At 65.0% G+C, this 26,262-nt stretch carries 20 protein-coding genes; 9 read left to right on the top strand and 11 right to left on the bottom strand.

The window, feature by feature from the left end; all coding sequences use genetic code 11:
• Positions 1-17: 17 nt before the first annotated feature.
• Positions 18-1,214, bottom strand: coding sequence for an efflux RND transporter periplasmic adaptor subunit (locus ELS24_RS27385; protein WP_205736943.1), 1,197 nt, complete (start codon positions 1,212-1,214; stop codon positions 18-20).
• 384 nt (positions 1,215-1,598) lie between these two features.
• Here ELS24_RS27385 and ELS24_RS27380 point away from each other — a divergent pair, with 384 nt between their 5' ends.
• The 4 genes from ELS24_RS27380 (at position 1,599) to ELS24_RS27365 (ending at position 5,822) form a co-directional block, all read left to right on the top strand.
• Positions 1,599-2,708 carry a LysR family transcriptional regulator gene (locus ELS24_RS27380; protein WP_127185926.1) on the top strand — a complete coding sequence of 370 codons (1,110 nt, stop codon included), beginning with the start codon at positions 1,599-1,601 and terminating at the stop codon, positions 2,706-2,708.
• A gap of 151 nt (positions 2,709-2,859) precedes the next feature.
• Positions 2,860-3,975 (top strand): AI-2E family transporter, encoded by a 1,116-nt coding sequence (locus ELS24_RS27375; RefSeq protein ID WP_050445618.1) that lies wholly within the window; start codon positions 2,860-2,862, stop codon positions 3,973-3,975.
• Positions 3,976-4,092: 117 nt separating this feature from the next.
• Complete coding sequence (locus ELS24_RS27370) at positions 4,093-4,875, top strand: phytanoyl-CoA dioxygenase family protein (protein ID WP_127185925.1); 783 nt, start codon at positions 4,093-4,095, stop codon at positions 4,873-4,875.
• A gap of 119 nt (positions 4,876-4,994) precedes the next feature.
• The gene (locus tag ELS24_RS27365) at positions 4,995-5,822 is read left to right on the top strand and encodes an IclR family transcriptional regulator (protein WP_050445620.1); all 828 of its coding nucleotides are present in this window, start codon (positions 4,995-4,997) and stop codon (positions 5,820-5,822) included.
• Positions 5,823-5,897: 75 nt separating this feature from the next.
• On the opposite strand, the gene ELS24_RS27360 is transcribed toward ELS24_RS27365, so the two are convergent.
• From ELS24_RS27360 to ELS24_RS27335, 6 genes are all read right to left on the bottom strand, one after another.
• Positions 5,898-6,371, bottom strand: coding sequence for a hypothetical protein (locus tag ELS24_RS27360; RefSeq protein WP_127185924.1), 474 nt, complete (start codon positions 6,369-6,371; stop codon positions 5,898-5,900).
• Between the two features lie 18 nt (positions 6,372-6,389).
• The gene (gene dapA / locus ELS24_RS27355; protein ID WP_050445622.1) at positions 6,390-7,295 is read right to left on the bottom strand and encodes a 4-hydroxy-tetrahydrodipicolinate synthase; all 906 of its coding nucleotides are present in this window, start codon (positions 7,293-7,295) and stop codon (positions 6,390-6,392) included.
• Positions 7,296-7,328: 33 nt separating this feature from the next.
• Complete coding sequence (locus ELS24_RS27350; RefSeq protein ID WP_127185923.1) at positions 7,329-9,104, bottom strand: ABC transporter permease subunit; 1,776 nt, start codon at positions 9,102-9,104, stop codon at positions 7,329-7,331.
• Positions 9,105-9,108: 4 nt separating this feature from the next.
• Complete coding sequence (locus ELS24_RS27345) at positions 9,109-10,188, bottom strand: ABC transporter ATP-binding protein (RefSeq protein ID WP_050445624.1); 1,080 nt, start codon at positions 10,186-10,188, stop codon at positions 9,109-9,111.
• Between the two features lie 60 nt (positions 10,189-10,248).
• The gene (locus ELS24_RS27340; RefSeq protein ID WP_050445625.1) at positions 10,249-11,331 is read right to left on the bottom strand and encodes an ABC transporter substrate-binding protein; all 1,083 of its coding nucleotides are present in this window, start codon (positions 11,329-11,331) and stop codon (positions 10,249-10,251) included.
• A gap of 91 nt (positions 11,332-11,422) precedes the next feature.
• Entirely contained in the window at positions 11,423-12,850 is a 1,428-nt protein-coding gene (locus ELS24_RS27335) for an FAD-binding oxidoreductase (protein WP_127185922.1), read from the bottom strand.
• Between the two features lie 304 nt (positions 12,851-13,154).
• On the opposite strand from ELS24_RS27335, the gene proC reads away from it, so the two are divergent.
• Positions 13,155-13,961: a pyrroline-5-carboxylate reductase gene (gene proC / locus ELS24_RS27330; protein ID WP_127185921.1), complete on the top strand. Its 807-nt coding sequence runs from the start codon at positions 13,155-13,157 to the stop codon at positions 13,959-13,961.
• A 2-nt stretch (positions 13,962-13,963) separates the two neighbouring features.
• On the opposite strand, the gene ELS24_RS27325 is transcribed toward proC, so the two are convergent.
• Positions 13,964-15,355, bottom strand: a complete 1,392-nt coding sequence (locus ELS24_RS27325) for an MFS transporter (protein ID WP_127185920.1) — start codon at positions 15,353-15,355, stop codon at positions 13,964-13,966.
• Positions 15,356-15,609: 254 nt separating this feature from the next.
• Between ELS24_RS27325 and ELS24_RS27320 the strand changes: the two genes are divergently transcribed.
• From ELS24_RS27320 to ELS24_RS27310, 3 genes are all read left to right on the top strand, one after another.
• Complete coding sequence (locus tag ELS24_RS27320; RefSeq protein ID WP_127185919.1) at positions 15,610-16,482, top strand: helix-turn-helix transcriptional regulator; 873 nt, start codon at positions 15,610-15,612, stop codon at positions 16,480-16,482.
• A gap of 84 nt (positions 16,483-16,566) precedes the next feature.
• On the top strand, positions 16,567-17,280 hold the full coding sequence (locus ELS24_RS27315; RefSeq protein ID WP_205736942.1) for a PadR family transcriptional regulator: 714 nt from the start codon (positions 16,567-16,569) through the stop codon (positions 17,278-17,280).
• 30 nt (positions 17,281-17,310) lie between these two features.
• Positions 17,311-18,126, top strand: a complete 816-nt coding sequence (locus ELS24_RS27310) for a siderophore-interacting protein (RefSeq protein WP_050445631.1) — start codon at positions 17,311-17,313, stop codon at positions 18,124-18,126.
• A 213-nt stretch (positions 18,127-18,339) separates the two neighbouring features.
• Here the strand turns inward: ELS24_RS27310 and ELS24_RS27305 are convergent, their stop codons facing one another.
• A complete protein-coding gene (locus ELS24_RS27305) occupies positions 18,340-19,236 on the bottom strand; it encodes a LysR family transcriptional regulator (protein ID WP_050445632.1) in 897 nt (298 codons plus the stop codon).
• Positions 19,237-19,338: 102 nt separating this feature from the next.
• Between ELS24_RS27305 and ELS24_RS27300 the strand changes: the two genes are divergently transcribed.
• Positions 19,339-20,199 carry an isocitrate lyase/PEP mutase family protein gene (locus ELS24_RS27300; RefSeq protein ID WP_127185918.1) on the top strand — a complete coding sequence of 287 codons (861 nt, stop codon included), beginning with the start codon at positions 19,339-19,341 and terminating at the stop codon, positions 20,197-20,199.
• A gap of 47 nt (positions 20,200-20,246) precedes the next feature.
• On the opposite strand, the gene ELS24_RS27295 is transcribed toward ELS24_RS27300, so the two are convergent.
• Positions 20,247-23,126: a WG repeat-containing protein gene (locus ELS24_RS27295; protein ID WP_164741313.1), complete on the bottom strand. Its 2,880-nt coding sequence runs from the start codon at positions 23,124-23,126 to the stop codon at positions 20,247-20,249.
• A gap of 2 nt (positions 23,127-23,128) precedes the next feature.
• Positions 23,129-26,227, bottom strand: coding sequence for a WG repeat-containing protein (locus tag ELS24_RS27290; RefSeq protein ID WP_127185916.1), 3,099 nt, complete (start codon positions 26,225-26,227; stop codon positions 23,129-23,131).
• Positions 26,228-26,262 lie beyond the last annotated feature (35 nt).

Raw genomic sequence — 26,262 nt, 5'->3', positions numbered from 1 at the left:
CTGAAGACGCGCGGGCCTTACTGGACTTGGGCCGCGGCGGTCTGCACCGGCGCGCGCTTGGCGGCGACCATGGGCACGACGGTGGGGGTCACGGCGTCACCGGGGCGGATGCGTTGCAGGCCGTTGACGACGATGCGGTCGCCGACGGCAAGCCCGGAATCCACGACCCGCAGGCCTTCCTGGTTGGCGCCCAGCTTCACCTGGCGGTAGACGGCGTGGTTCTTGTCGTCCAGCACCAGCACGTAGCGCTTGTCCTGGTCGGTGCCGATGGCTTTTTCATCGATCAGCACGGCGGAGCGGGGTTCGCTGCCGCCCAGGCGCACGCGGGCATACAAACCGGGCAAGAGCGAGCCGTCGGTGTTGTCGAACTCGGCGCGCACGCGGATCGTGCCCGAGTTGGCGTCCAGGCGGTTGTCCACCGACTGCACGAAGCCCGTGCGCGAATAGCCTTCTTCGTTCGCCAGGCCCAGTTGAACCGGCACCGAGCCCGCCTTGTCGTTGCGGGCGGGGTTGACGTACTTCAGGAAGGTTTGTTCGTCCACGTCGAACGATGCGTACATCTTCGACACCGACACCAGGGTGGTCAGCGGCACCGAACCGGCGCCGGCGGCCACCACGTTGCCCTCGGTGACTTCGGCGCGCGACACGCGGCCATCAACCGGCGCTTCGATGCTGGTGTAGCCCAGGTTCAGCTTGGCGTAGTCCAGCGCGGCCTGCGCGCCTTGCAGGTTGGCGGCGGCTTCGCGGGCGGCGTTCTGCTTTTCCTCGAAATCGCGGCGGGCGATGGCGTTGTCTTTCAAGAGGCGCTGGCCGCGCGCCAGGTCGGCGGCGGTGTACGACGCGCGGGCCCGGGCGGCGGTCAGGGCGGCGGCGGCGCGGTCCACTTCGGCCTTGTAGGGGCGCGGGTCAATGGTGAAGAGCACGTCGCCCTTCTTGACGATGCTGCCGTCCTGGAAATGCACTTTGGTCAGGGTGCCCGACACCAGCGGGCGGATGTCGACGCGGTCGATGGCTTCCAGGCGGCCCGAATAGCGCTGCCAGTCCACGATGGTCTTGCTGACCACTTCGGCCACTTCCACGGGCGGCGCGGTCGGGGCGCCTTGGGCCATGGCGGCTTTGCCGCCGGCGGGGTCACGGGTCAGGGCGTAGCCGCCTCCGGCCGCCAGCACGGCGGCAAAGACAACGAGCAAAGCAATACGTTTACGCGAAACCATGATGTTTCCTTGAGTGGTATAGGTGCGAAAGCGCGCTTGTTGGCCTGGGGCGGAGGCGGCCGTGGCGATCGGGCATGGCAGTCCTGAGCATCCGTTGGCACCCTGGGTATATTGCGATGCAACATTCAACAGAGTTAGGTTCCCGAGGCAGAAAGCCGGTTGGCGGCTGGCTTCTACAGGGGACGGAAAGTTGAGGATTGACATGCCCTGTGGGGTCGCCGGGAGGCAAGGGCACTTCAAGATGGTTTGCATTCTGAGTGTTTTGCCGGGCCGGATAAACTCAGTTAATTCGGCAACACTATTCGGCAGGGTTGACTAATCAGCGCAAAAATCGGGTTATGCTCCGTTCACCCCGACTTATTTGCCTAAAAGGACACCGTTGCCATGGACCGTTTTCAGGCTATGCAGGTGTTTGTGCGCGTCGTGGACGCCAACAGCTTCACGCGGGCGGCCGACAGCCTCTCGCTACCGCGCACCACCGTCACCACCATCATCCAGAACCTTGAACGCCTGCTGGGCGTGCGCCTGCTTAACCGCACCACGCGTCGTATCGGCCTGACGCCGGACGGCGCGGGCTATTACCAGCACTGCGTGCGCATTCTGGCCGACGTAGAAGAAACCGAGGCCTGCTTCCAGGAAGCGGCGCTGCGCCTGAAAGGGCGGCTGCGCATCGATGTGCCGACCTGCATCGGGCGGCTGATCCTGATTCCCTCATTGTGTGATTTCCACGACAAATACCCGGACGTCGAGCTGGTGCTGGGCATGGGCGACCGGCCTGTGGATATGGTGCAAGAGGCCGTGGACTGCGTGATCCGCGCGGGCGACCTGGAAGATTCCAGCCTGGTGGCGCGCCGTATCGGCACCCTGCAGACGGTCACCTGCGCGTCGCCCACCTATGTGGCGCGCCACGGCATGCCGCAAACCATTGAATCGCTGCGCGACCATCACGCGGTGCATTACTTCATGAGCCGCACGGGCCGCAACTGCGCGTGGGACTTCAAGGTGGACGGCAAGCACCAGGAAGTGGACATGAAGGGCACGGTGGCGGTGAACGAAGCCGGCGCCTATCTGGATTGCGGTTTGAAGGGATTCGGCCTGATACAGGTGGCCCGCTATATGGCATTGCCCTATTTGCAGTCGGGCGAGCTGATCGAGATCCTGCCGCAATGGAAGCCCAGCTCCACCCCCATTTCAGTGCTGTATCCGCAAAGCCGGCAGTTGTCGCCCAAGGTGCGCGCGTTTACCGATTGGGTGGCGGAATTGTTCGCCGGATGCCCCTTGCTTAGCGGCCGGGACGAGACCGACCCGGCGGCGGCCAGTTGCGGCGTCTATCAACGTCAATTGGGCATGCCCAGCGCCATGACGATGGGGGCGCCGGCGGTGCCGACCCAAGCCCGGCCTCACACTGAACCCGCGGTAGCCCAAACGTTGCTGGCCCAAACGCCGCCGCGCCGTCGCAGTCCGCGCGAAGAGGCGGCCGAGTACGCGCTCTAAGCCCCTGGCGTGGCGCGTCCGGTGGCGCGCCACGCAGCTGGATCACGGGAAACCCCGTAGTAAATACAGGGATTGTGTCCCTCGTATTTTTTGAAACGTCTGTATAGTCCGACAGTCAAAGCCTACAACGCCCTTACTGTCGATCCGCTCTATGCAGCCTGTACTTCCCGCTTACCTGATCGCCCGTTGGCTGCTGCTGCTTGTGCTGTTGGCTGGGGTCTACTTCCTTAGCGGCTTCCTCGTCCCCGCCTTGGCGGCAATGATTATCGGCCTGGCCACTTGGCCTTTGTACCGCCGCCTGGTCGTGCGCTGCGGCGGCCGCACGGCGATAGCGGCTTCCCTGGCCTTGCTAATGGTCATCGTGGTGCTGATCGTGCCGATGTCATTTGCGCTGTCCTACGCCATCAAGGAAGCCAGCACCTTCTTCGCCTGGGCCATCGCGGCCAACCGTCATGGGGTGGCGGTGCCTAACTGGATCTCGTCCATGCCGGTCTTCGGCGAACGCCTGGGCCAGTACTGGGAATCCTATATTGGCCAGCCGCACGCGCTGGGCGAATTGGTCGAGGCGGTCAGCGGCGAGCACCTGGGCAACATCTACCGCATGGTGCTGGCGGCCACGGGTAATGTGTTCCAGCTGTTGCTGACCGTATTGTTCATGCTGATCACGCTGTTCTTCGTCTACAAGGACGGTGTGCGTATGGTGGCCCAGTTGGACGTGCTGGGCGAACGTATTCTGCCGGCCCGCTGGCAGCGTTTTTCGCGCGTGGTGCCGGCCACCATCAATTCCACTGTCACCGGCATGGGCCTGATCGCCCTGGGCGAAGGCCTGGTGCTGGGTATTGCGTACTGGGTGGCGGGCGTGCCGTCGCCGGTGCTGCTGGGCGTGGTGACCGGCTTCATGGCCTTGATCCCGGGCGGCGCACCGCTGTCGTTCACGCTGGTGTCGCTGTACCTGGTGGGCTCCGGCCATCTGGTTGCGGGCATCGCGCTGATGGTCTGGGGCAGTGTCGAACTGTTCATCGTCGATAAAACGCTGCGCCCGCGTCTGGTGGGCGGGCCGGTCAAACTGCCTTTCCTGCCGACGTTTTTCGGGCTGGTGGGCGGTGTGAAGACGATGGGTATCGTCGGCTTGTTCGTGGGCCCGGTGTTGATGGCGCTGCTGGTGGCCGTGTGGCGGGAATGGGTCCACCACGAGGTCCAGGAACGCGAGGCCGGGCGGTCCCAACGACCCTTGCCACCACAGGTTGAAAAAACTCCTTCCGCCTGACGCGCGGCCCCGGGCGCTTTGGTAATCTAGCCTTCCCCGCGTATACCGGCGCCTGACCGGTACGCGCCTGCCCCGCACGCAGACGCTTCGCAACCGCCGCGGGGTGTGAGGATTGAGATGTCCGGGTTTCTGCATGATGATCAGATAGCCGTCCTGCGCAAGCAGGGCTTTGTGGTGGCCCGCCAGTTCGCGGACCCCAGCCAGGTGGCCGCGCTGCGCGCCCTGGCCCAGCGCCACTTGGCGGAGCATGTGGCGCCCATCGAATACGAAGCCGATCTGCAATACCCCGGCGCGCCCGAGTCGCGCGGGGCCGAAGGCGGCTTGACGGTGCGGCGTCTGTTGAACGCCTACGCCCGCGACCCGCTGTTTGCGCAGTGGGCGACGAACCCGCGCATTGGACAGTGGTTGGTGCGTTATTTTGGCGAGCCCGCCGTGCTGTCCACGGTCCATCACAACTGCGTGATGACCAAGCATCCCGCCTACGGCAGCCTGACCGGATGGCATCAAGACATTCGTTATTGGTCTTTTTCAGACACTGACCTGGTTTCCTGTTGGCTAGCCCTGGGGCCCGAGACGCGCAACAACGGCGGTCTGTCGTTCATTCCCGGATCCCACGCGGCGGCCTTCTCGCCCGAACAATTCGACGACAAGAAATTCTTCCGTGAAGACGCACCGCAAAATGCCGATTGGATTGCGCGCGCGGTGTGCCCCGAGCTTCAGGCCGGCGACGTGGTGTTCTTCCATTGCCGAACGTTGCACGCGGCGCAGGGTAATCGCAGTGATCAGGTGAAGCTGTCGGTGGTGCACACGTATCACCCCGCGTCATGCCAGCCCGTGGCGGGCACCCGGTCGGCATCGCAGCCCGGCGTGCCCGTGGTGGCGGCTGCTGGAAGTGATTGATATCTGCTATTAATAATTGAATTACAATTAAATCAAGCGCAATACGCGATGCGGGCCGGCAAATCCCGCATCGCGTTGATGTTTGCGTGGCCTCCCTAGAACTCAATAGGCTGTTCCCCGTGCGCAAAAAAAACATCGACGACACGCAAGAAGAACAAGCGCCCACCGCAACCCGGTCGTCGCTGTTTGTCGGCTCCACTGAAAAAGCATTTCAGGTGCTGCACGCCTTCGACGGGTCGAAACGGCACATGACCCTGGCCGACATCGCGCGTGAGTCGGGCCTGGACCGCAGCGCCACCCAGCGCCTGGTCTATACGCTGGAAACGCTGGGCTACCTGCGCCGCATTCCGGATACACGCAACTATGGGCTGACGCCGAAAGTGCTGCAGTTTTCGTACAACTATGTGCGTGCCAACGAGCTGATCGACAAGGCATCGCCGTATCTGCTGGACATCAGCCGCACGCTGGGTGAGACGACAAACCTGCAAGAGCTGGATGGCCACGAGATCGTTTTCGTGGCACGTTTCCCCGGCCATCATCTGGTGAATGTGGACATCGCAGTCGGCAGCCGCCTGCCGGCGTTTTTCACGGCGTCGGGCACGGCGATTTTGTCACGCCTGTCGGATGAGCATCGCCGCGAGATCCTGGCGCAGACAAGGCTGGAAGCGATCACGCCGTATACCGAAGTGAACCCCGAGAAATTGCTGGACCGCGTGCAGCGCGTGGCCGAGAAGGGTTACGCGATCATCGTGAACGAAACGGTGTTGGGCGATATTTCCGTGGCCGCACCCGTGACGGACCACCGCGGGTTCGCGGTGGCAGCGATCAATATTTCGGTGCCGACGACACGTTGGACGGTAGCCCGGGTCGAAGCCGAATTGGCGCCGCACGTGCAGGTGGCGGCGACATCGATTTCGAAATCGAAGTTCGCGGGGTATTCGAGGTAGGGGGAGGCGGCTGTGATGGGTTCCGTGCGCTAGGCGCCAGCGTTCTTCTGCACGCCCACGCGCACTTCACCCATCCTACGATGTGACGTGCAAGCACCCCGTAGGATGGGTGAAGCGCGACAAGATCACCGCAAGAACACCAACACCCATCGCGCGCAACCCATCACGCAACGCATGCCGCGAAGCCACCGTAGGATGGGTGAAGCGCGGCAAGATCACCGCAAGAACACCAACACCCATCGCGCGCAACCCATCAGGCAGCGCATGCCACGAAGCCATCGTAGGATGGGTGAAGCGCGGCAAGATCACCGCAAGAACACCAACACCCATCGCGCCCAACCCATCAGGCAGCGCATGCCGCGAAGCCATCGCAGGATGGGTGAAGCGCGGCAAGATCACCGCAAGAACACCAACACCCATCGCGCGCAACCCATCAGGCAGCGCATGCCGCGAAGCCATCGTAGGATGGGTGAAGCGCGACAAAATCACCGCAAGAACGCCAACACCCATCGCGCGCAACCCATCAGGCAGCGCTTGCCGAAGTGCCACGCGCGCGGACCCCCTCGCCTACTTCACCCCCTCAAACTCCTCCAACAGCGGCGCCAACTCCTCACGCAGCTTCGCCTGCAACCCCTCCGCCGGGGCCACCAGCGGATCTAGCACCTCGGGCGCATCTACCCCGATCAAATCCATCACCGACTTCATCGGCCCCGGATTTGTTTCCGCAAACGCCAGGTTCATCATCGGAATCAAGCGGCGGTGCAGCGCCATCGACTCACTCGTGCGACCTTCCTTTGCCAACGCATACACCTGCTTCCACGCCGACGGCAGCAGGCTTGCCGTTACCACGATTCCACCCTTTGCGCCGGCGGCCAGATGCACCGGCAGCAAGGTATCTTCCCCACTGAACACCGCGAACGATTCATCCACCCCCGCCACCGTGCGCAGGAAGTGATACATGTCGGTATTGCACGCCTTCATGCCGATGATATTTTCATGGCGCGACAGCTCGTGCAGCACCTCCGGCGCAATCGCAATCCGCGTGCGGTACGGAATTTCGTAGATCATCACGGGCAGCGGCGACGCGTCCGCATAGCGCAGGAAATAATCGCGTATGCCAGCTTGCGTCGGCGTCGTGTAATACGGCGTCAGCACCATCAGGGCATCCGCGCCAGCATCCGCGAATTCATTGCCCGCTTGCAGCGCATCATGAAAGCCGGGGTCCAGCACGCCGGGTATCACCGGCACGCGGCCGGCGACAGCGTCCACCGTCAGCTTGCACATGCGGATGCGCTCGGCGCGGGCCAGCGCGCCGTATTCGCCCGTGCCCCCCAACGGCACGATGCCGTCGATGCCCTGCTTGAGCAGGTAGGCCACCAGCGCCTGGGCCGCCTTAACGTTGATGGTGTCGTCGGCGTTGACCGGCGTCGGGATCGCGGGAAAGATTCCGCGCAGATGGGTTGCGTTCAGCATGTTGGAGTTCCTAAAAAAACAATCGCACCGGGCTCAGTTGGCCAGGCTGCGGCGGCGCAGCCTGTCGGCCAGCCAGATCAGCGCGGCAATGAAAATAAACAAGCAGGTGGATACCGCCGCAATCACGGGTGAAATCTGCAGCGTCACCTCGTCCCAGAATTGTTTGGGCAGCGTGGCGTTCAGACCGCCCGAGGCGAACAGCGCAATCGTCAATTCATCGAACGACGTGGCGAACGCGAACAGGAACGACGACATCAGTCCCGCGCCCAGAATCGGGAACGTCACGAAGCGCAGCGTGGACCACGGCCCCGCGCCCAGGCTTTGCGCCGCCAGGTCCAGCCGCGTGTCGTAGTTGCGCAGCACCGCCATCATCGTGATCACCACATACGGCACCGCCACCACGGTATGCGCCAGGATCAGCCCGATCATCGAACCCACCAGACCCACGCGGGCGAAGAAATAGAACATGCCCACGGCAATGATCATGCGCGGCACCACGATGGGTGACAGCACGAAGGCCAGCATCGCCGACTTGCCGCGCATGTTGGCGCGCACCAGCAGGAAGGCGGCGGGCGTGCCGATCAGCATCGCCAGCAAGCCCGTGCCCACCCCCACGATCAGCGACCGCGTAATGGCCTGCATCCAGACGGGCGACGTGAACATCTGCTCGTACCATTGCAGCGAAAAGCCCTTGGGCGGCCACGTCAGCCCGGACCCGGAATCAAACGACAGCGGAATCATCAAGAACGCCGGCGCGCTAAGAAACGCCAGCACAATCAGCACCATCCACCACAGCGTGCGCGACTGCCCGGTGCCCGACACCGAACGCCGCATGCGCTTGGGCAGCAGCGCGAACAACGCATCCGACACGTTGGCCAACACTGTCAGCACCGCATCACCCGCGCGACGCGACAGGCTTTCCTTGCCGGACGCGCGCACGCGAGTAGACGCGCCGCCCGTCATGGTGGACAGGCCCAGCACCTTGTCATAGATGGCGAACACCACCAGCACCACCACCAGCAGCAGCACCGACACCGCGCCAGCGAACTCCCAGTTCATGGTCTGCTGCACCTGGTCGATGATGATTTGCGTGATCATCGTTTCCTTGCGCCCGCCCAGCAGCGCGGGCGTGATGAAGAAGCCGATGGCAGTCACGAACACCATGATGGCCGCCGCCGCGACACCCGGCATCGACAACGGGAAATAGATCTTCCAGAACGCGGTGCCCGGGCGCGCGCCCAGCGTGGACGCGGCGCGGGGCAGGTTGCGGTCGATGTTCTCCATGACGGACAGCATCGTCAGCACCGCCAGCGGCATCAGCGCATGCACCATGCCCACCAGCACGCTGCCGAAGTTGTAGAGCAGGTTGGCGGGCGCATCCAGGATGCCCAACGCCTGCAGCAACTGATTCACCACGCCGTTGCGGCCCAACAGCACCACCCACGCAAAGGTGCGCACCAGGAAGCTGGTCCAGAACGACAGCAGCACCCAGAACAACAGCGAGGTCTTGCGCTTGGCCGTCAGGCTGGAAATCAGATAGGCCACCGGGTAGCCCGCGACCACCGAGAAGAACGTAGTCCATAACGAGATCTTCAACGTGATCAGCAGCACGTTGATACACACCGACGATTCGAACAGCCGGTGGTACTGCGCCAGCGTGAAGCCCTGGTCGTCGACCACGCTTAACAACAGCAACTGGCCAACCGGATAGATCAGCAGCACCAATAGCAGCACGACCAGTGGCGCCGCCATCAGGAAATGGCGGCGGCCGGGGCTCATGCGCTTGCGAGGGGGGGCAAGGGGTGTCATGCGTTCACTCCGCAATCGCCACCGCGTCGGCGGCTTGCCAGCTAACGGTCAAGGGCTGGCCGATGGCGTACTGCTCGGCCTGCCGCTGCGTGGGGTAGGCCACGACGATGGGCGCGGCGTCGGGCACGCCGGAATCCAGGTACAGCTTGGTCAAGCTGCCGGTCACCATCACGTCCAGCAGCTTGCCGGTCAGACCGGGGCCGGTCAGGCCCACGCGCAGGTTCTGCGGGCGCAGCATCACCGTGACCTTCTGGCCGGCCTTGATGGGGGCGCCGTTGGACAGCGCTTGCCCGGTCACGCCTTGATGCGCCAGCTTCACGGTCAGCGTGTCACCGTCCACTGCCGTGACCTCGCCTTGCAGCAGGTTCGATTCGCCCAGGAAATCGGCAACGAACAAGGTGCGCGGGCGGAAATACAGATCGGCCGGCGTGCCCAGTTGTTCGATCGCGCCGCCGTTCATCAGGCAGATGCGGTCGGACATGGTCATGGCCTCTTCCTGATCATGCGTGACGTACACGATGGTGGTGCCCAGCTCGCGGTGGATGCGCTTGATCTCCAACTGCATCTGGTCGCGCAGCTTTTTGTCCAGCGCGCCCAGCGGTTCGTCCATCAAGATGATGGCGGGGCGGTAGACCATGCAGCGCGCCAGCGCAATGCGTTGCTGCTGGCCGCCCGACAACTCGCGCGGCAGGCGCGTGGCCACGTGCGGCAGGCGCACCATTTCCAGCGCCTCGTGCGCGCGGCGGCGCGCTTCGGCCGCCGGCACCTTGCGCATCTTCAAGGGAAACGCGATGTTCTCCTCGATGCTCATGTGCGGAAACAGCGCGTAGTTCTGGAACACCATGCCGATATCCCGTTCGTACGGCGCGCCAAAGGTGACGTCGGCGCCGTCGATCAGCACACGCCCCTCGTCGGGCTGCGCCAGGCCGGCGATCAGGCTCAACAGGGTGGTCTTGCCAGAGCCGGACGGACCCAGCAGCGTCAGGAATTCGCCGCGGGCGACGTCCAGGTGCGTGGGCGCCAGCGCAACGAAATCGCCATAGCGTTTGCCCAGGCCCGAGATTTGCAGATTGGAAGAAGACATGGTGTTCAACACGTTAAAGATGCCCGGTGCGCGCCACGGGCGTGGCGCGCGGTTGACGACTTACTGCAGGACCCAGCCGTTGAAGCGCTCAAGCACGTCGCGCTGCTTGTCCAGCCAGTACGCCGCGTTGATGTGCAAGCCGGTCTTGATGTTGTCGGGGTGGGTGGGGCAATTGCGGGCCACGTCGGCCTTGATGTAATCAAAGGCGGCGGGCTGCGTGACGCCGGCGGCAAAGTACTCCACCAGCGAGGCCTGGCGCTTGGGGTCGGACGCAAACTTGATGAATTCGCGGCAGGCGTCGGCGTTGGGCGAGCCTTTCAGAATGGCCCAGTTGTCGCAGCCCCAGATGTTCTGGTCCCACACGATCTGCACCGGCGCGCCGTTGGCAATGGCCGATTGCGCGCGCGACACCCAGGTGGCGATCATGTCGACTTCGCCCGATCCCAGCATCTGTTCGACCTGCGCGCCCGAGTTCCACCACACGTCCACCGACGGCTTGATCTTGTCCAGGCTGGCCAAGGCGCGGTCGATGTCGCAGGGGTAGACCTTGTCGGCGGGCACGCCGTCGGCCATCAGGGCTTCTTCGATGGTGTCGAACGGGTGCTTGCGCAGGCCACGACGGCCGGGAATGTCTTTCACGTTCCAGAAATCGGCCCACGACTCGGGCGCGCGGCGGCCCTTGAAAGCGTCGGTGCGGTACGCCAGCACGGTGGTGTAGACGTTGTTGCCCACGCCATAGGGCGACATGTATTGCTTCGGAATGGTGGCGATGACCGGGTCCGATTCCAGGCCGTGTTTTTCCAGATAGACCTTGCCGCCTTCGGTCAGCATCAAGATGGCGGGCTGGCTGATCTTGGCCATGTCCCAGGTGTAGTTGCCGGTGTCGACCATGCTGCGGATCTGTGCGGTGGGCTCGGCGTTGGCCTGCACGCCCACCACCTGGATGCCGGTGGCTTCCGAGAACGGCTTGTAGAACACGGCGCCATACGCCTTGCTGTAGATGCCGCCATCATCGCGCACCACGATGCGCTTGGAGGCCGCGCGCGACGGCGTCCAGATCATGGGCATGGCCAGCGCGGCGGCGCCGGCGGCGACGGATTTCAGCGCGTTGCGGCGCGAAGCGTTGTGGGGGATGGATTTCATGGAAGACTCCTGCGGGTCGGGTCAGGGACGACGGATCAAGGGGGGCTAATCAAGGACGGCGGATCTGGGGCAACGGCTCAAAGACCGCCGCTCAGGGCAGCAAGCGGCCGGGGTTGAACAAATTGGCGGGATCAAAGGTGGACTTCAGCGCGCGCATCATCGCCAGTTCAACCGGCGACTTGTAATGCGCCATTTCGGCCAGCGACGTGCGGCCCACGCCGTGTTCGGCGCTGAAGGTGCCGCCCAGCGCGTCGGCCACATCGTTGACGGCGCGGCGGATATCAGCGGCCATCGCGTCGCGGTCGGGCAGGGCGTTCCAGGCGTCGAACGTGAAAAAGGGAATGAAGTGCACGTTGCCGTCGCCCAGGTGCGCCACGATCAGCACGGGCAGGTCCGGCACCAGCCGGCGCACGGCGGCGGTGGCTTCGTCGATAAAGCGCGGCACGCTTGCGACCGGCACGGCGCTGTCGGTGGTCAGGCCCACGCCCGCTTTCTTATTGCCTTCGGACACGCTGTGGCGCACTTCCCACAGCGCGGCGCGCTGGGTGTCGTTGCTGGCCAGCACGGCGTCGTGCAACAGGCCACGTTCAGAAGCTTGCAGCAGCGTCTGCTGCAACAGGTCTTGCAGTTCTTCACCGCTGCCGGTGTCGGACAGTTCAATCAGCACATGCCACGGGTGCGTGCGATCCAGCGGGTTCTTGCGGCCCGGCACGTGCGCCATCACGATGTCGAGTTGGTTGCTGTCGATCATTTCAAAGGCCGACAGACGCGAACCGCAACTGCGTTGGAACATGCCCAGTATGTCCAGCGCCGCTTGCGGGCTGTCCGGCGCCACCCAGGCTACGGCGTGTCGAGTGGGCAGTGGATGCAGCTTGAGCACGGCGGCGGTGACGATGCCCATCGTGCCCTCGGCCCCGATGAACAGGTGCTTAAGGTCGAAGCCCGTATTGTTCTTGCGCAGCGCTGTCAGCCCATTCCAGATGGCGCCGTCGGGCAGCACCACTTCCAAGCCCAGAATGTTGTCGCGGGTATTGCCGTAGCGCAGCACGCCGGTGCCGCCCGCGTTGGTGGCGATGGTGCCGCCTATCTGGCAGGAGCCTTCGGCCCCCAGGCTGATCGGGTAGAGCCGGCCTTCGGCGGCGGCGGCGTCCTGCACCGTGGCCAGCACGCAGCCCGCTTCTACTTCCATGGAATTGTTGGCGGCGTCGACCCGGCGCACGTGGCGCATGCGGGCCAGGTTCACAATGACGGGCGGCTTGCCGGTCGCGTTTGGCACCGCGCCGCCGCACAGGCTGGTGTTGCCGCCTTGGGGCAGTACCGGCGTGGCGTGCGCGTTGCACAGCCGCACGATATCGGCCACCTGCTGCGTGTTGCCCGGCAGGGCGACGCACAGCGCCGGACCCTTGTACCGGCCGCGCCAGTCTTCGGTGTAGCCCGCGGTGTCGGCCTCGGTATGAAGGATGGCGTCGGCGCCCAGGGCCTGGGTCAACGCGTCTAGCAGGGTGATGCCGTTGGTCATGTCTGTGGTCCCGAATGAAGCTCGGGGTTCAAGGGAACCCGAGTGCATTGAGGCACAGCATACGATCGATTAAATCGCTTTTCGATTTGATTAATCGTATATCAATTGATTTTAGGGTATGTCCTAGGCGGGAATTCGGCATGAGGACACGGGCTGGTGGTGCAGCAAGGCCCGCCTCGTCGTCTAATGGCACGCCCGGATTGCAGTCGCCAAAATGATCGAAATACAATCATATCGTGCGTTATGCAATCTACTGCTGACCCGCTGCCTTCCTGGCTGGCAACCTTCCTTGGACCCCATCCCTATGCGCGAAAAAATCGTATTCATCGGAGGCGGCAACATGGCCTCCGCCATCATTGACGGCTTGCTCGGACAGGGCCGTGAGCTGGCAGATTTTCTGGTGGTGGAGCCGTACGCGCCGACGCGCGATGCGCTCATCGCGCGCGGCCTGGCCTGCCGGGAAAGCGTGGGTGCTGATATCGGCGACGCCGCACTTTGTGTGCTGGCCACCAAGCCGCAAGGGTTGCAAGAAGCCTGCGGCCAGGTGCGAGCATTCCTGCCGCCTGACGCCACGGTGATCAGCATCGCCGCCGGGGTGGACCTGGCGTCGTTGTCGCAATGGTTGGGCGGGCACGCGCGCATCGTACGCGCCATGCCCAATACGCCGGCCAAGGTGGGTCTGGGCATGACGGGCCTGTACGCCACGCCGGCCTGCGCCCAGGCCGATCGCAATCGGGTGGATGCTCTGTTCGCCGCGGTGGGCGAGCGCATCTGGACCGATACCGAAGCCATGATCGATGCGGTGACCGCCGTCACGGGCAGCGGCCCCGGCTACGTGTTCCATTTCATGGCGGCCCTGGAAAAGGGCGCGTTGGAACTGGGCTTTTCGGCGGACGACGCACGCCGCCTGGCCGTGTCCACGTTTCGGGGGGCGGCGGGCTTGGCGGCCGCCGAAGCGGTGCCGCTGACGGAATTGCAAGAGCGCGTCACGTCCAAGGGCGGCACCACCTACGCGGCGCTGTCGCACATGCGGGATGCCGGTGTGGCCGATGCGATCACGCAGGCGGTGCGCAAGGCCGAAGCGCGCGCGCGCGAATTGTCGGCGGGCTAAGGCTATAAACCCCTGCGGCTCAACCACCACAGCAACAGCACCGCCGCCGTGATCGCCGCGACGTTGAACTGCATGGCCGCGCTGAAGGCTTGCGCGTAGCGTTCGGGCGCGCTGGCGTCGGCATTGGCTTGCAGGGCGCCGCCGAACAGCATGCCCGCCGCCGCGACGCCCAGCGCCGCGCCTACTTGTTGCAAGGTCGACACCACGCCCGCGGCCATGCCGGCGTGGCGGTCTTCGACCAAGCCCAGCGCCACGTTGACCAGCGGCGTATTGACCGCGCCCTGCGCCGCGCCCAACCACACCAAGGCGGGCACCAGCGACCAGGGCGACAAGGCCGCGCCGGCCATGCCCACCTGCACCATCAATGTCGCGGTGGCGCCGCCGTAAAGCAGGGCGGCCAGCGTAATGGCGGGCGTGCCGAAGCGGGCCACCAGGCGCGGCGCGGCCATGGAGCCGGCCACAAAGCCGACGCTTGCCGGCGCGAATATCAACCCGGCCGTCAACGCGTCCAGCCCGAAGCCGGTTTGCACCAGCATCGCGTAGCAAAGAAACATGGCGCTGGCCGTCGAAAACACCAGCATCACCAAGAGGCATCCCACCGCAAAGCGCGGCTGTGTCATCAAGCCCATGTCGACCAGCGGTGCGCCGCCGCGCGCTTTGACGGCGCGTTGCAGGCGCACGAACGACAGCAACAGCAGCACTGCCATTGCGCCACACGCGACAGACCAGGCCGGCCAGTGCCGCGCCGGCCCCTCGATCAGCGCCAGCAGCAGCAAGGCCAGGCCCGCCGCCACGCACGCCGCGCCGGGCCAATCCATGGCCGCGCCGGAAGGTTCGCGGGATTCGGGAATGTGGCGCGCCAGACGCCAGGCCAGCAAGCCCAGCGGCACGTTGATCAGGAAGATGGTGCGCCACGCCAGACCAAACAGGTCGGCATGCACGATCCATCCGCCCAGCACCTGGCCGGCAATGGCGGCCAGCCCCAGCGTCATGCCCATCAGGCCGAACGCACGTCGTCGCGCCTGCCCGTCGAAGCTGACACGGATCAACGCATAAACCTGCGGAAACAGCAGGGCCGCCGCCACGCCTTGCAGCACCCGCGCGCCGATCAACGCGTTGGCGCTGGGCGCCAGTCCGCACAGCGCCGAGGCCAGCGCGAAACCGACCATGCCCAGCATGAACATGCGGCGCCGGCCGTGGCGGTCGCCCAGACGGCTGCCCGCGATCAACAGCACGCCATACGCCATTTCGTAGGCGGCAATGATGAAGTTGATTTGCGAAAAGCTGGCCGCCAGCGTGCGCTGCATGCTGGGGATGGCGACGTTCACCACAAACAAATCGAAGATGGTGATGAAGCCGCCTGACAACAGGACAGCAAGACCCAGCGGACCCAGGGTGGGGGGGGGCGGGTAAGGGGGGAAGGCAGGGCGTTCGAGGTCATGTCAGCGCTATCGGATTGGAATCGGCGCTATTCTGGGCGGGCTCGCAGCCTTATACAATTTAGCTGTTTATGCTGTTACTACAGGCAATACCCGGGGAACAGCAGCGCGCCAGCCGTAACCCGTCAGCCGTAACCCGTCAGCCGCAACCCGTCAGCAGTAATCAGCCCGCAGTAGCCCCGTCCACCAAACCCGATTCGCGCCCCTTCATGACTCCAAACCCCACCCCTGAACGCCTGGACCGCACGCGCCCCGACCTGGCCGAATTCCTGCGCCTGCGGCGTGCACGCCTCAACCCGTCGGACTTGGGTTTGCCCGCCGGCAGCCGCCGCCGCACGCCCGGGTTGCGCCGCGAGGAGGTCGCCGCGTTGGCCGGCGTGGGCCTGGCCTGGTACACGTGGTTTGAGCAAGGCCGCAACATCAGCGTGTCGGCCACCTTCCTGGAAAACCTGGCGCGCGTGCTGAAGCTGGACGCAGCCGAACGCCGCCATCTTTATCTGCTTGCGCATCAGCGTCCGCCCGCCGAACCCGGCCGCACCTGGTGCACGGTGCCGCCCCAAGTGCGCCGCCTGATGGACGACCTGCCCTCGCGGCCCGCCTACATCCTGAACCTGCGTTGGGACGTGGTGATGTGGAACGCCGCGGCAGATCGCTTGTTCGATTTTTCGGCCCAGCCGCCGGGCCGTCGCAACCTGCTCTGGATGCTGTTTGTGGAGCCCCGCATGCGGCAGCTATTCGTGGATTGGTCCGCGCAGGCTCCCGCCATGCTGTCCACCTTCCGCCGCGACTTCGCCAGCGCAAGCGGGGTGCCGGATATTGCCGAGCTGGTTGACGAGCTGGAAGCCGTATCGCCGGATTTCAAGACCTGGTGGCGCGAGCATGACGTGCACGGCGCATGCATGGGCCAGCGCAAGCTGCACGTGGAGACGCTGGGGGATGTGGCGTTGGAACACGCCACGCTGACCGTCGACGAAAGCCGTCATCTGCGCCTGGTCGTTTACGCGGCGGCGCCCGACGAACCCCGGGCGGCGGCGTTTGCGCGCTGGTTGGCCACGGGTTCCGACACGGGGGGCGTCGCCTAGCGATACAAGCTTCCGGTTGACGGCGGGAATTTTGCGGGTGTATCGTAAGATCTATATCTTTAGATACATCGTAAGAGGCATTCCATGCACCAGCACGACGTCGATTCCTTCCATTCCCACGCCCACGGGCACCGTGGCCATCATCACCATCACCATCACGCCCATCACGCCCATCACCCCCATCACGCCAGTGCCGGGGGTGATTGGTTTTCCGGGCCACCTGACGGGGGGCGTGGCGACGCCGACGGTTTTGGCGGCGATGGCCGTGGCTTTACACGCGGCCGCCGCGTGTCCGCGGATGACTTGCAGTTGATGCTGCTGGGCTTGCTGGAACAGAACCCCAGCCATGGCTACGAGCTGATCAAGGCCTTCGGCACGCTTAGCAATGGCTTCTACACGCCCAGCCCCGGCATGGTGTACCCCGCGCTGACCTATCTGGAAGAGCTGGGTTACGCGAACGTCGAGCAAGACGGCGCGAAGAAGCGCTACCACCTGGCGGATCCCGGCCGGGCTCATCTGGACGCGAATCGCGAGCGCGTGTCGATGATGTTCAACCGCTTCAAGCACATCGCCCGCAAGATGGATTGGATGCGGCAGGCATGGAGCGGCGAGCCGCGCAGCCTGGGGCCGGACGGCGAGGACGCGCGTACGGGCTGGGTGCCCGAGTTCGTCGAAGCCCGCCATGCGATGCGCCGCGCGCTCATGGAACGCACCGACGCGTCACCCGCCGAACAACGCCGCATCGCGGCCATCCTGGCGCGCGCCACCGACGAGATCAACGGCAAGCCCTGTGCTTGATCCCGCACTTTCCCAGAATCTGGAGCTTTGATGAATCGTAGTGATCTGACCGTGGAGCGCGTGCGCCACAACTTGAAAATGCGCGTACTGACCGTCCAGCGCGTTGAGCGCGTCGCGGGGCTGTTGGCCCGCGTTACCTTTACCGGCGACGACCTGCAGGACTTTGTGTCTGCTTCGTTTGACGACCACGTGAAGCTGTTTTTTCCCGCCGATCCGACACAACCCCCGGCGCTGCCCAGCGTCGGTCCGGATGGCGTGACGTTTCCCGACGGTGTGCCCAAGCCGGCCGCGCGCGACTACACGCCGCGCCGTTTTGATGCGGAGCGTCGTGAGCTGGAGATTGAATTCGTGCTGCATGGCGACGGCCCGGCGTGCATGTGGGCCGAACAAGCGCAGCCGGGTCAGCAGTTGGGCATTGGTGGGCCGCGCGGCTCGTTCGTGGTGCCCAAGGCGTTTGATTGGCATGTGCTGATCGGCGACGAAACCGCGCTGCCTGCGATTGCCCGCCGGCTTGAGGAACTGCCTGCAAAGGCGCAAGCGCTGGTGTTGATTGAAGTGCCGTCTGCCGAGAATGAGATGCCGCTGGCGTCGTCGGCGAATGTGTCGGTGCGCTGGTTGCCGCGTAATGGCACCGCGCCGGGATATAGCACGCTGCTGCTGGATGCGGCGCGTGAATTGACGTTGCCTGACGGGGAAGGCTATGTCTGGGTCGCCGCCGAATCCGCCGTGGCCAAGACCGTGCGCGAAATCATGGTGTCACGGCATGCGATCGATAAATCCCGTATTCGCGCCGCGAGCTATTGGAAGCGTGGGGCGGTTGCGGTGCACGAGTCGCATGAGGGGTGACCATCTTACGTTCGTGCCATCCTGCGTCCGTCCCATCGTAGGATGGGTGCAGCGCGGCAGGGGCGTGATAAAAACCGAAGCGGTTAGCGCGCGGAACCCATCTTGCGGTGGGGGTTCTTGCGTTGGGCTCGATAAGAATTGGGGCGTTGCTTGATGGGTTTCGCGCGAACGGCGTCTGCGTTCTTTTTTCGGCCCCCTCGCGCTGCACCCATCCTACGGGGTTGGCCTTGGCTTTTCTCGGGCCAGGCGCAGCAGGTTTTCTATGCGGCCGCGGGGATTTTCCGCGCGTACCGCTAGGCCTAGCACCGCGCGGGGCCAGTCCAGGGCGAAGGGGCGGTAGACCACGCCGTCGGGGCGCAGGGGGCGCAGCGATGCCGGCACCACGGCCACGCCCATGCCTGCCGCCACCAGGTTCACCGCTGACGATAACTGCGGCGCGCGTTGGCCGATCATGGGGTTCAAGCCGTGCTGGCGGCACGCCGCCATGATGTCCGCGCTTAGCCCGTAGCCAGATTTTCGCGAATACAGGATGAAGCGTTCCTGCGTCAGATCCTTTGGCGCCAAGCGTTTGCGGCGCGCCAGCGCGTGGCCCAGCGGCAACGCCACCACCAGCGGTTCCTCGGTCAACTGCGTGAACGTCAGCCCGCCGTCCAGCGCGAACGGTGGCCGCACGAAGGCTGCGTCTATCGCCCCATCGCGCAGTTGCGCCACCAGCGTCTCGCTATCGCCTTGCGACAGCGTCATCTCAACGTCGGGATACTGCTGGCGATAGCGTCGGATCACTTCCGTCACCACGCCATTGAACGAGGCCGACTCCGTAAACCCCAGCGCCAGTTCCCCCACTTCGCCCCGGGCAGCGCGTTGGGCGGTCTGCACGGCCGTTTCCGCACGCCGCAGGATATCTTGCGCGCAAGCCAGGAACGCGCGACCCGCATCATTCAGCACCACCCCGCGCCCCGTTCGGTCGAACAGCGGCGTGCCCACTTCCTGTTCCAACTGCCGAATCTGCTGGCTCAGCGGTGGCTGCGCCATGCCCAGGATTTCCGCCGCGCGCGTGAAGTGCTGCGCCTCGGCCGTCACCACGAAATACCGCAGATGCCGCAGTTCCATATCGATACCTTTTAAATACTGATTATCAACTTTCCATATATTGGACATTCTATACCTGCAAGCCGATCATGCACGCATCCATCCCCGCTTCCAGGAACCCGCATGAAATCTCCTCTGAAACCCGGCGCCTTGCTGCGCCAACATTTGGCCGATGGCATTGTCGTGGCGCCCGGCGCGTATGACGGCATGTCCGCGCGGCTGGTGGCCATGGCAGGGTTCAACGCTGTTTACGCCAGCGGCGGCGCCATTGCGCGCGCGGCGGGCTACCCGGACATTGGCCTGCTCAGCTTTACCGAAGTGATGGACCGCGTGGAAAAAATCGTGGACGCCAGCGGGCTGCCGGTAGTGGCGGACGCGGATACGGGCTTCGGCGGTTCCGCCAATGTTGAACGCACGGTACGCATCATGGAGCGCGCGGGCGTGGCGGCCTTTCATATCGAAGACCAATCGTTTCCCAAGCGCTGTGGTCACCTGGACGACAAGAGCCTGGTCGACGTCGAGGAAATGTGCCGCAAGGTTCACATCGCGCGGCAAACATTGAGCGACGCCGACACGCTGGTCATTGCGCGCACGGACGCTATCGCCGTCGAAGGGTTTGATGCGGCTATCACGCGCGCCGAGCGTTACCTGAAGGCGGGCGCCGACATGCTTTTCGTGGAAGCGCCTGAAACGCTGGCGCAAATCCGCGCCATTGCCGATCGCCTGCCAGGCTTGAAGCTTATCAACATGTTCCATGGCGGCAAGACGCCGCTGGTGCCGCTGCCTGATCTGGCGGCCATGGGTTACCGGCTGGCCATCATTCCGTCGGACCTGCAGCGCGCCGCCATCCACGCCATGCAGGCCACGCTGGCCGCCATCAAACAAACCGGCGACAGCAGCGCGCTGGCCGACCAGCTGACCAGCTTCAAGGAACGCGAAGCCATCGTGCAGACCCAGCGTTACCTGGCGTTGGACACCGAATAGGCGTCCAACGCCCACGCTTCAAGCCGCGCTTCAAGCCCGCGGCAGACTTAGCGGTCGCAGCGCGCCGGCATGGTGTTGGGCCATAAGCGCTGCCCGGCGCTGCCGTACAGCGCGCGCACGCCGCAGATCATCTCCACGCGGGCCAGCGCACGGCCGGCCGGATCAATGAGTTCCGAGTAGTCCATCGTGGACACCACCGCGCGCTCGTTCAGGAACGGCATGACGGTGCTGTAGTTGGGTTGAATGACAAACTGGCCCTGGCGGTCGACAAAGCCGATGTTCATGTCAGCCAGGGCCGGCGCCAAGCCGTCGCGCAGCGTGCCCAGTGCATTGAACGCGGGGCCGGTGAGCGCGCCTTTGGTATTCAACGCGCGCATTGCGCGGGTGGGCAGCAGCGACACCGCCTGGCCTTCCGAAAACGCCGACGTGACGCCCTCGGCCGTCAGCCGTGTCTTGCCGCTCGTGTCGACATAGTCCGTCCGCAGCCGCCCGCCCACCTCGTAATGCCTGAGCAGTTGCGGTGAACCTTGCGGCCATTGCCATTCACCCGCGGGCAGCGTCACTACCGTCTTGCCCGCCGGGTCGATCAGGCGCGCCCCGCTTGCATCGGCGGCCAATGCACGCGCGGGCGAGCCCTGGAACACCGAGCCGGTGGCGGCGCTGGGCGGGATCTGCCATTTGCCCAGCTCGTTCAAATAGCCGTGACGGGGCGTGCGACGAATTTCCAGCCAGTCGCCCAGGCGCGTGTAGAGCGCGTCTTCCAGGTCTTGCGCATGGGCGCCGTCTGCAGAAAAGATCCAACGCCGCTGATCGCTCTCGGCCGTGACGGCGCCGTCTTCCGTCTGGCCAATTTGCAGCCGGCTGATGAAGGGCGTCAGCGCGCGGCCCTGGCTGTTGAACAGCGCAACGGGGCGGGCATAGTCGTCGTCCTGAGCGCTCGCCTGCGTCACCTTCCACAAGGTGTCGTTGACGCGCTCGACGGCATGATGGCGCGCCGGCACGGTCCACTTGCCTTGCAGATCGATCACGCCCACGCGGCCAACACCCAGCGACGCGACCGCGCGCCCGCTCTCAAACGCACCGATCTCCTGAAACGCCGGCGCGGCCAGTTCCTTGCCCGCCACGAAGTCGTACAGACCCCACGGGGCATCGGCGCTGGCGGTCTTGACGTAGCGCATCACACCCGGCGCCACCACTTGCGAATCGAACACATCGGCCGGCAAGGCGTACTGCTTGCCGTTGCGGTCGATCATCTTGTTCACGCCCTTGGCGTACACCAGCGCATAGCCCTGGTGAAACGCGCCAATGTATTGCTGCGCCGGCAGGTCCATCACGCGGCCACGGGCATCCAGCAGGCGTATGCCGTCGGCGGTGGTCGCGGCGTAGCGCAGTTGTTCCGGCTTGAGGCCGTCGATGGATATTGGCGCATCGCTGTCGCGGTCCACGCCGGCTTCCAGCATCGTCAGGTCCGTCCACGACGGGTCGGTCACCAGGCTGCCATCCGCCAGCAGCAGGCCGGCGCCCGCCGGGCCGCATTGGCAATGCGACTGGCCCAGCAGGCCCAAGGGCGCGCCAGGCAAGTCCACGGCCAGGGCCTTCAGTTGCATGTTCTGCACGGCTTCGACGGCTTCAGGCTTGAGCAATACCTGGCCGTCGGCGTCGACGATATTGAGCAGCCCGCGTTCCTGATTCTTGATCCACAGCCGGCCTTGGTGCACTTCCATCGTGCCGGCCTGCGCCAACCAGGCGGGCGCGGTGGCGCCGTGCAACCAAGCACCCTTGGGCGTCAGCAGGCCGACGCCAGCGTCGCCTCTGAACAGCACGAAGCCCGCTTCATCGACGCTGGGCGCAAGGCCCGCGCCCAGCGGAACCGGCTTGGGCTGGCCGGGCACCAGGGCCATCATCGTGTCGCCCGACGGGTACACGATCACGTCGCCAAAGCGTTGCGAGGCCTGGGCTTCAGGCGACGTCATGGTCACGACCAATTGGCCGGCGGTGTCCAGCACCGCATAGCCCTTGCGATCGCCCAGCTGCGCGCTCCAGAACTTGCGGCCCACGGGGTTCAGCGATTCGTAGTGCTGGTCAGCGCCGATCGCCTTGCCGTCGGTGCCCAGCAGCACGACGCCGTCCGGCCCGTAAGCCACGGCCAGCATGCCGTCGCGATTGACCGAGATATCGTCGTAAATGGGTTCAATCACCCAGTTCCAGTCGCGGTCGACCAAGCCGTATCGATACTCGCCGTTGTCGGCGATGAAAAACCCCTGGCCATAGGCTTGCGTCACTTTCACGCCGGGCTTGGCGAAGCGGCGTTCGCCCGTTGGCGACCGGTATTCCAGCTTGAAGGCCACCGTTGCCCGCGCGGGCACGCCGTCTTCAATCACCAAACTTTCGATGCCGGCGTCCAGTGGCTCGCCCACCGTTTCACCCTGGCGGTTGATGAACACATGACGTCCGTCCAGCGTGGCCACGGCCAGCCCGATTTCGGCAAAGTCGCCCACGCTGTCGTAGCGCGGCGGCACGGCCATGCGGCCTTGCGGGTTGATGAACCCCCACTTGCCTTGCCACTGCACGGCGGCCAGCCCATGGCGAAAGTCGCGCACGTTCTCAAATATCGGGCGGATCACCAGCCTGCCGTTCTGGTCCAGAAAGCCCCAGGCATGGCGGCGCAGGGATTCGTCCGACGGCACGCGGCGCATCGGCTCCAGCGCGGATGGCAGCAGCACGGCGGCGCGTCCGTCCGCCAGGTTGCGGATGCAGCCGTTGGTGTAGGGCGTGTGGTACGAGATGTCGTCGACGGTGGCGTCGTTGCGCGCGCGGGCTTCGTCGACGCAAAACACATGGCCCATCTGGGCGTGCGCGGACAGGGATGCGCCCAGCGCGGCCAGGGCGCAGGCGATACGGGTGGTGCGGATCACACGTGACGTCATGGTCATTCTGCTTTGGCGGTGTCTAGGGCGGGGGGATCGATGCGCGTGGCGTCGGGGCAGGTCAGGGCCTCGCGCGGCCAGCTCTGGTTTTCTTCCGCGTCGAAGATCACAATCTGGTCGCACAGCACGCCGAAGGTGGTGGTGGTCTTGCCGCGTGTGTCGATGAATTCGACCAGGCGGTCGCGAGACACCATGGCGCGTTCGTCCTGAAAGTCTTGCGCCCACGTGAACGCCGGAGGGATGGCGTAGCGTCCGCTCAGGTCGATGTAGCCGTACAGCTTGCCCGTGCGGTCCAGGCGTTGCGCCCGGGCCAGACCGTGCTTAAGCGCACCGAGTTCACTGAAGTGCGCGCCCACGATGCGCTTGCCCGCCGCGTTCAGGAAGCCTTGCTTGCCGTAGTTTTCGCTGTAAGGCACCACGCCTTCGCTGGCGCGCTGGTAGCCCACCGGAAAGCGGTTGGACAGGCGCGCGACCTCGCGGCCCTGCAGGTCCGTCAGCACGGAGGTGGACGCGCGGTCGTCCTCGAACAGCACGCGCTGCATGGACGCCAGCGGAAAGCCGTCGCCGTACTTTTCCAGCACGGTCTTGCCTTGCTGGTTGATGACGCGATAGCCCGACCCCAGGTTGACGCGCGCCAAGCCCTCGGGCTGCACGAAGAAGGGGTTGAATTCGCCATACAGCGCGGGCACTTGCAGTTGGCCGCGAGCATTGATGGCGCCTTCGAGTTCGCGTTGGCGGATGATCAGCCAATCGCCATGCTGCGCTTTGCTTTCGGGCTGGCCGTCGGAGATCTGCGTGGCCCGGCCCTGCGCGTCGAACAGCACGGCGCTGCCGTCGGCCAGTTCGCCGATGTAGCGGTCGCCTTGCAGCTTGTCTGGCTTGCCGTAGATGATGTCGCTGCGCTTGCCGGTGCGCAGGTTGACCATCCGATACGGGCTGCCGCCGTAGCGGCCGGCCAGGCCCTTGCCTTCCGGCTCGTTGACCAGCATGAAGCCGTTGCCCAGGTAGTCCATGTTGTAGGCGCTGTCTTGCGTGGCCGGCACGACCCACTGGCCCTGGCGGTTGACGACGCCCCAACGGCCCTTGTCCTGCACGCGAACCCAGTCGTCGTCGAATTCTTCGATGCGATCAAATTCCGGCTTCAGCGCGGGCGCGCCCAAGCGGATGTTCCACAGGCCCCAGCGGCGTTGGCGGTTGTCGTCCGCCGCGCGGTAGACCAGCAGCTCGCCCTCTAGCTCGGACGCCGTCGCGCTGACCTCGTCAGGCAGGCGCACTGGTTTGCCGTGTGCATCGATCAGCAGAGCGTCGTTGCGCATCATGTCGCGGGTACGCGCCCAGGTGTAGGGGCCCTTGAACGTGCGCAAGTCGTCATATTCAGGCGGCACGGCCCATTCGCCCTGGCTGTCGATGGCGCCCACCTTATCGTTCGTGGCGCGCACCACCAGCGGCATCGTCACGTCATAGGTGTTGATGTTCTCCCATTGCGGGTTCGACACGATCTTGCCCGTGGCGGTCAGGATGGCCAGGGGCCGTGCGCCGTTGAGGTCACGCAAGAGCGCCAGCGGCATGGTCTGGCCGTCGGAACCGCGCTGGGCGGATTTGCCGGGAGAAAATGCGCTGACGTCGTAGTTGCGCAGGCGCATGGCGATATCCGCATCCAGCAAGGGCTTGCCGTTGGCGGCGTACACCTGCATGAGGGAAGCTTCGGCGTTGACCGCGAGGGCGGTATACGACGCCTCATCCGCGCTAAGCGTGTCGGCCACTTCCGCGTTGGCGGCCGCTTGCCCAGCGTCGGCCGTTTCGGCGGCGTCTGTCACGACGGTGGCGGCAGCGGCCGCCGCCGTCGCCTCGTCCGATGCGGGCTTGGAGGCGTCTGCCGCGTAGGTTCCGACCGAGTCGGCCACCGCGTCGGAGGCGTAGGCGTCAGTGGCGATGTCCACGTTGCCGTCCGATGCTTCCACCGCCACCGGTGGTTCCTCTTCTGTGGCGTCGCTCGCGGCCTCGCTCATGCCGCCAGCGCTGGCGGCGGTATCGACCGGCATGCCATAAACCCAAGCCCGGCCCTGAACGATGTCGACGCGGCCGTCGCGTATCGCCAGTTTTTGCACCGTGCCGTCAGGGCTGATCAACAGCGTTGTCGATGCGTCGGACAGATAGCGCCAGCCGTCGCGCTGCTGCACGCCCATGTACGACTTTGAAAAGGTATGCACCGGCTTGAGCCTGCCGTCCAGCAAGGTGGACTTGCCGTCTTCGTCCGCCACCAGCCAAAGGCCGGACGCCAACCACTGCACGCGCTCGTAACTGGCTTGCGAAATCGCTTCGCCGCGAGGGTTCACAAAGGTCCAATCTTTTTCGCGGCGCACGGCCACGACGTCGCCGTCGCGCATGGGCGCTTCGCGCGAACGCAGCACATCCGGTGTCACGGCCCAGCGGCCCTGCGCGTCCAGCAAACCCCACCAGCCGGAATAGCGTGACCCGCGCAACTGCGCCGGCAAATAGCCGGCTGACGGCGCGTCCAGCATCATCACGCCTTCGGGCAGCGCGGTGGCCGCGCCCGTTGCGGTGTTGATCAGACGCGGCGGCGTGGGCAGCTCCATCGATGCCAGCTTCTGGCCGGGCCTGAAGCCCCATGTGCGGGTGCCCAGCGGAAAGGTCTTGACGATCTTGCCCTGCCGGTCGATCAGCAGATTAAGTTCTCCGTCTTCAACCAGCGCCGTGCCTTCGGCGTTAAAGCCCGAGGCCCTGGTGTAGCGCGGCTTGATGACCCACTGGCCCTTGGTGTCGATATAGCCCCACAAGTGGCCCTGGCTGACAGCGGCCAAGCCATTCTGAAACGGCGATGCGTGCTCGTAGGCAGGCGTGACGGCCATGCGCCCCTGCTTGTCGATATAGCCCCAGGCGCCGGCTTCGTCGCTGCGCGACCCGGTCAGCACGGCCGCCAGGCCGTCGCTGAAGGACTGATGGCAGGCCGTGTCCTCGCTTCGGCCGTAATAGCTGGTGCTGCATTGTTCCAGCCAGGAGTCGGCGCGCGCCGTATCGGGCAGGGCGGGCAAGGCCAGCGCCACGGCCAGCGCCAAGGGCTTGATCGCGGTGCGCATCATGCGAACGCGCGGACGAGGGCCGCGAAAAAAGGAGA

The sequence above is a fragment of the Achromobacter spanius genome (genome assembly GCF_003994415.1).
Taxonomy (GTDB): domain Bacteria; phylum Pseudomonadota; class Gammaproteobacteria; order Burkholderiales; family Burkholderiaceae_B; genus Achromobacter; species Achromobacter spanius_C.
The sequence above is the reverse complement of the archived record's forward strand: the minus strand, read 5'-3'. Positions and strand labels throughout refer to the sequence as shown.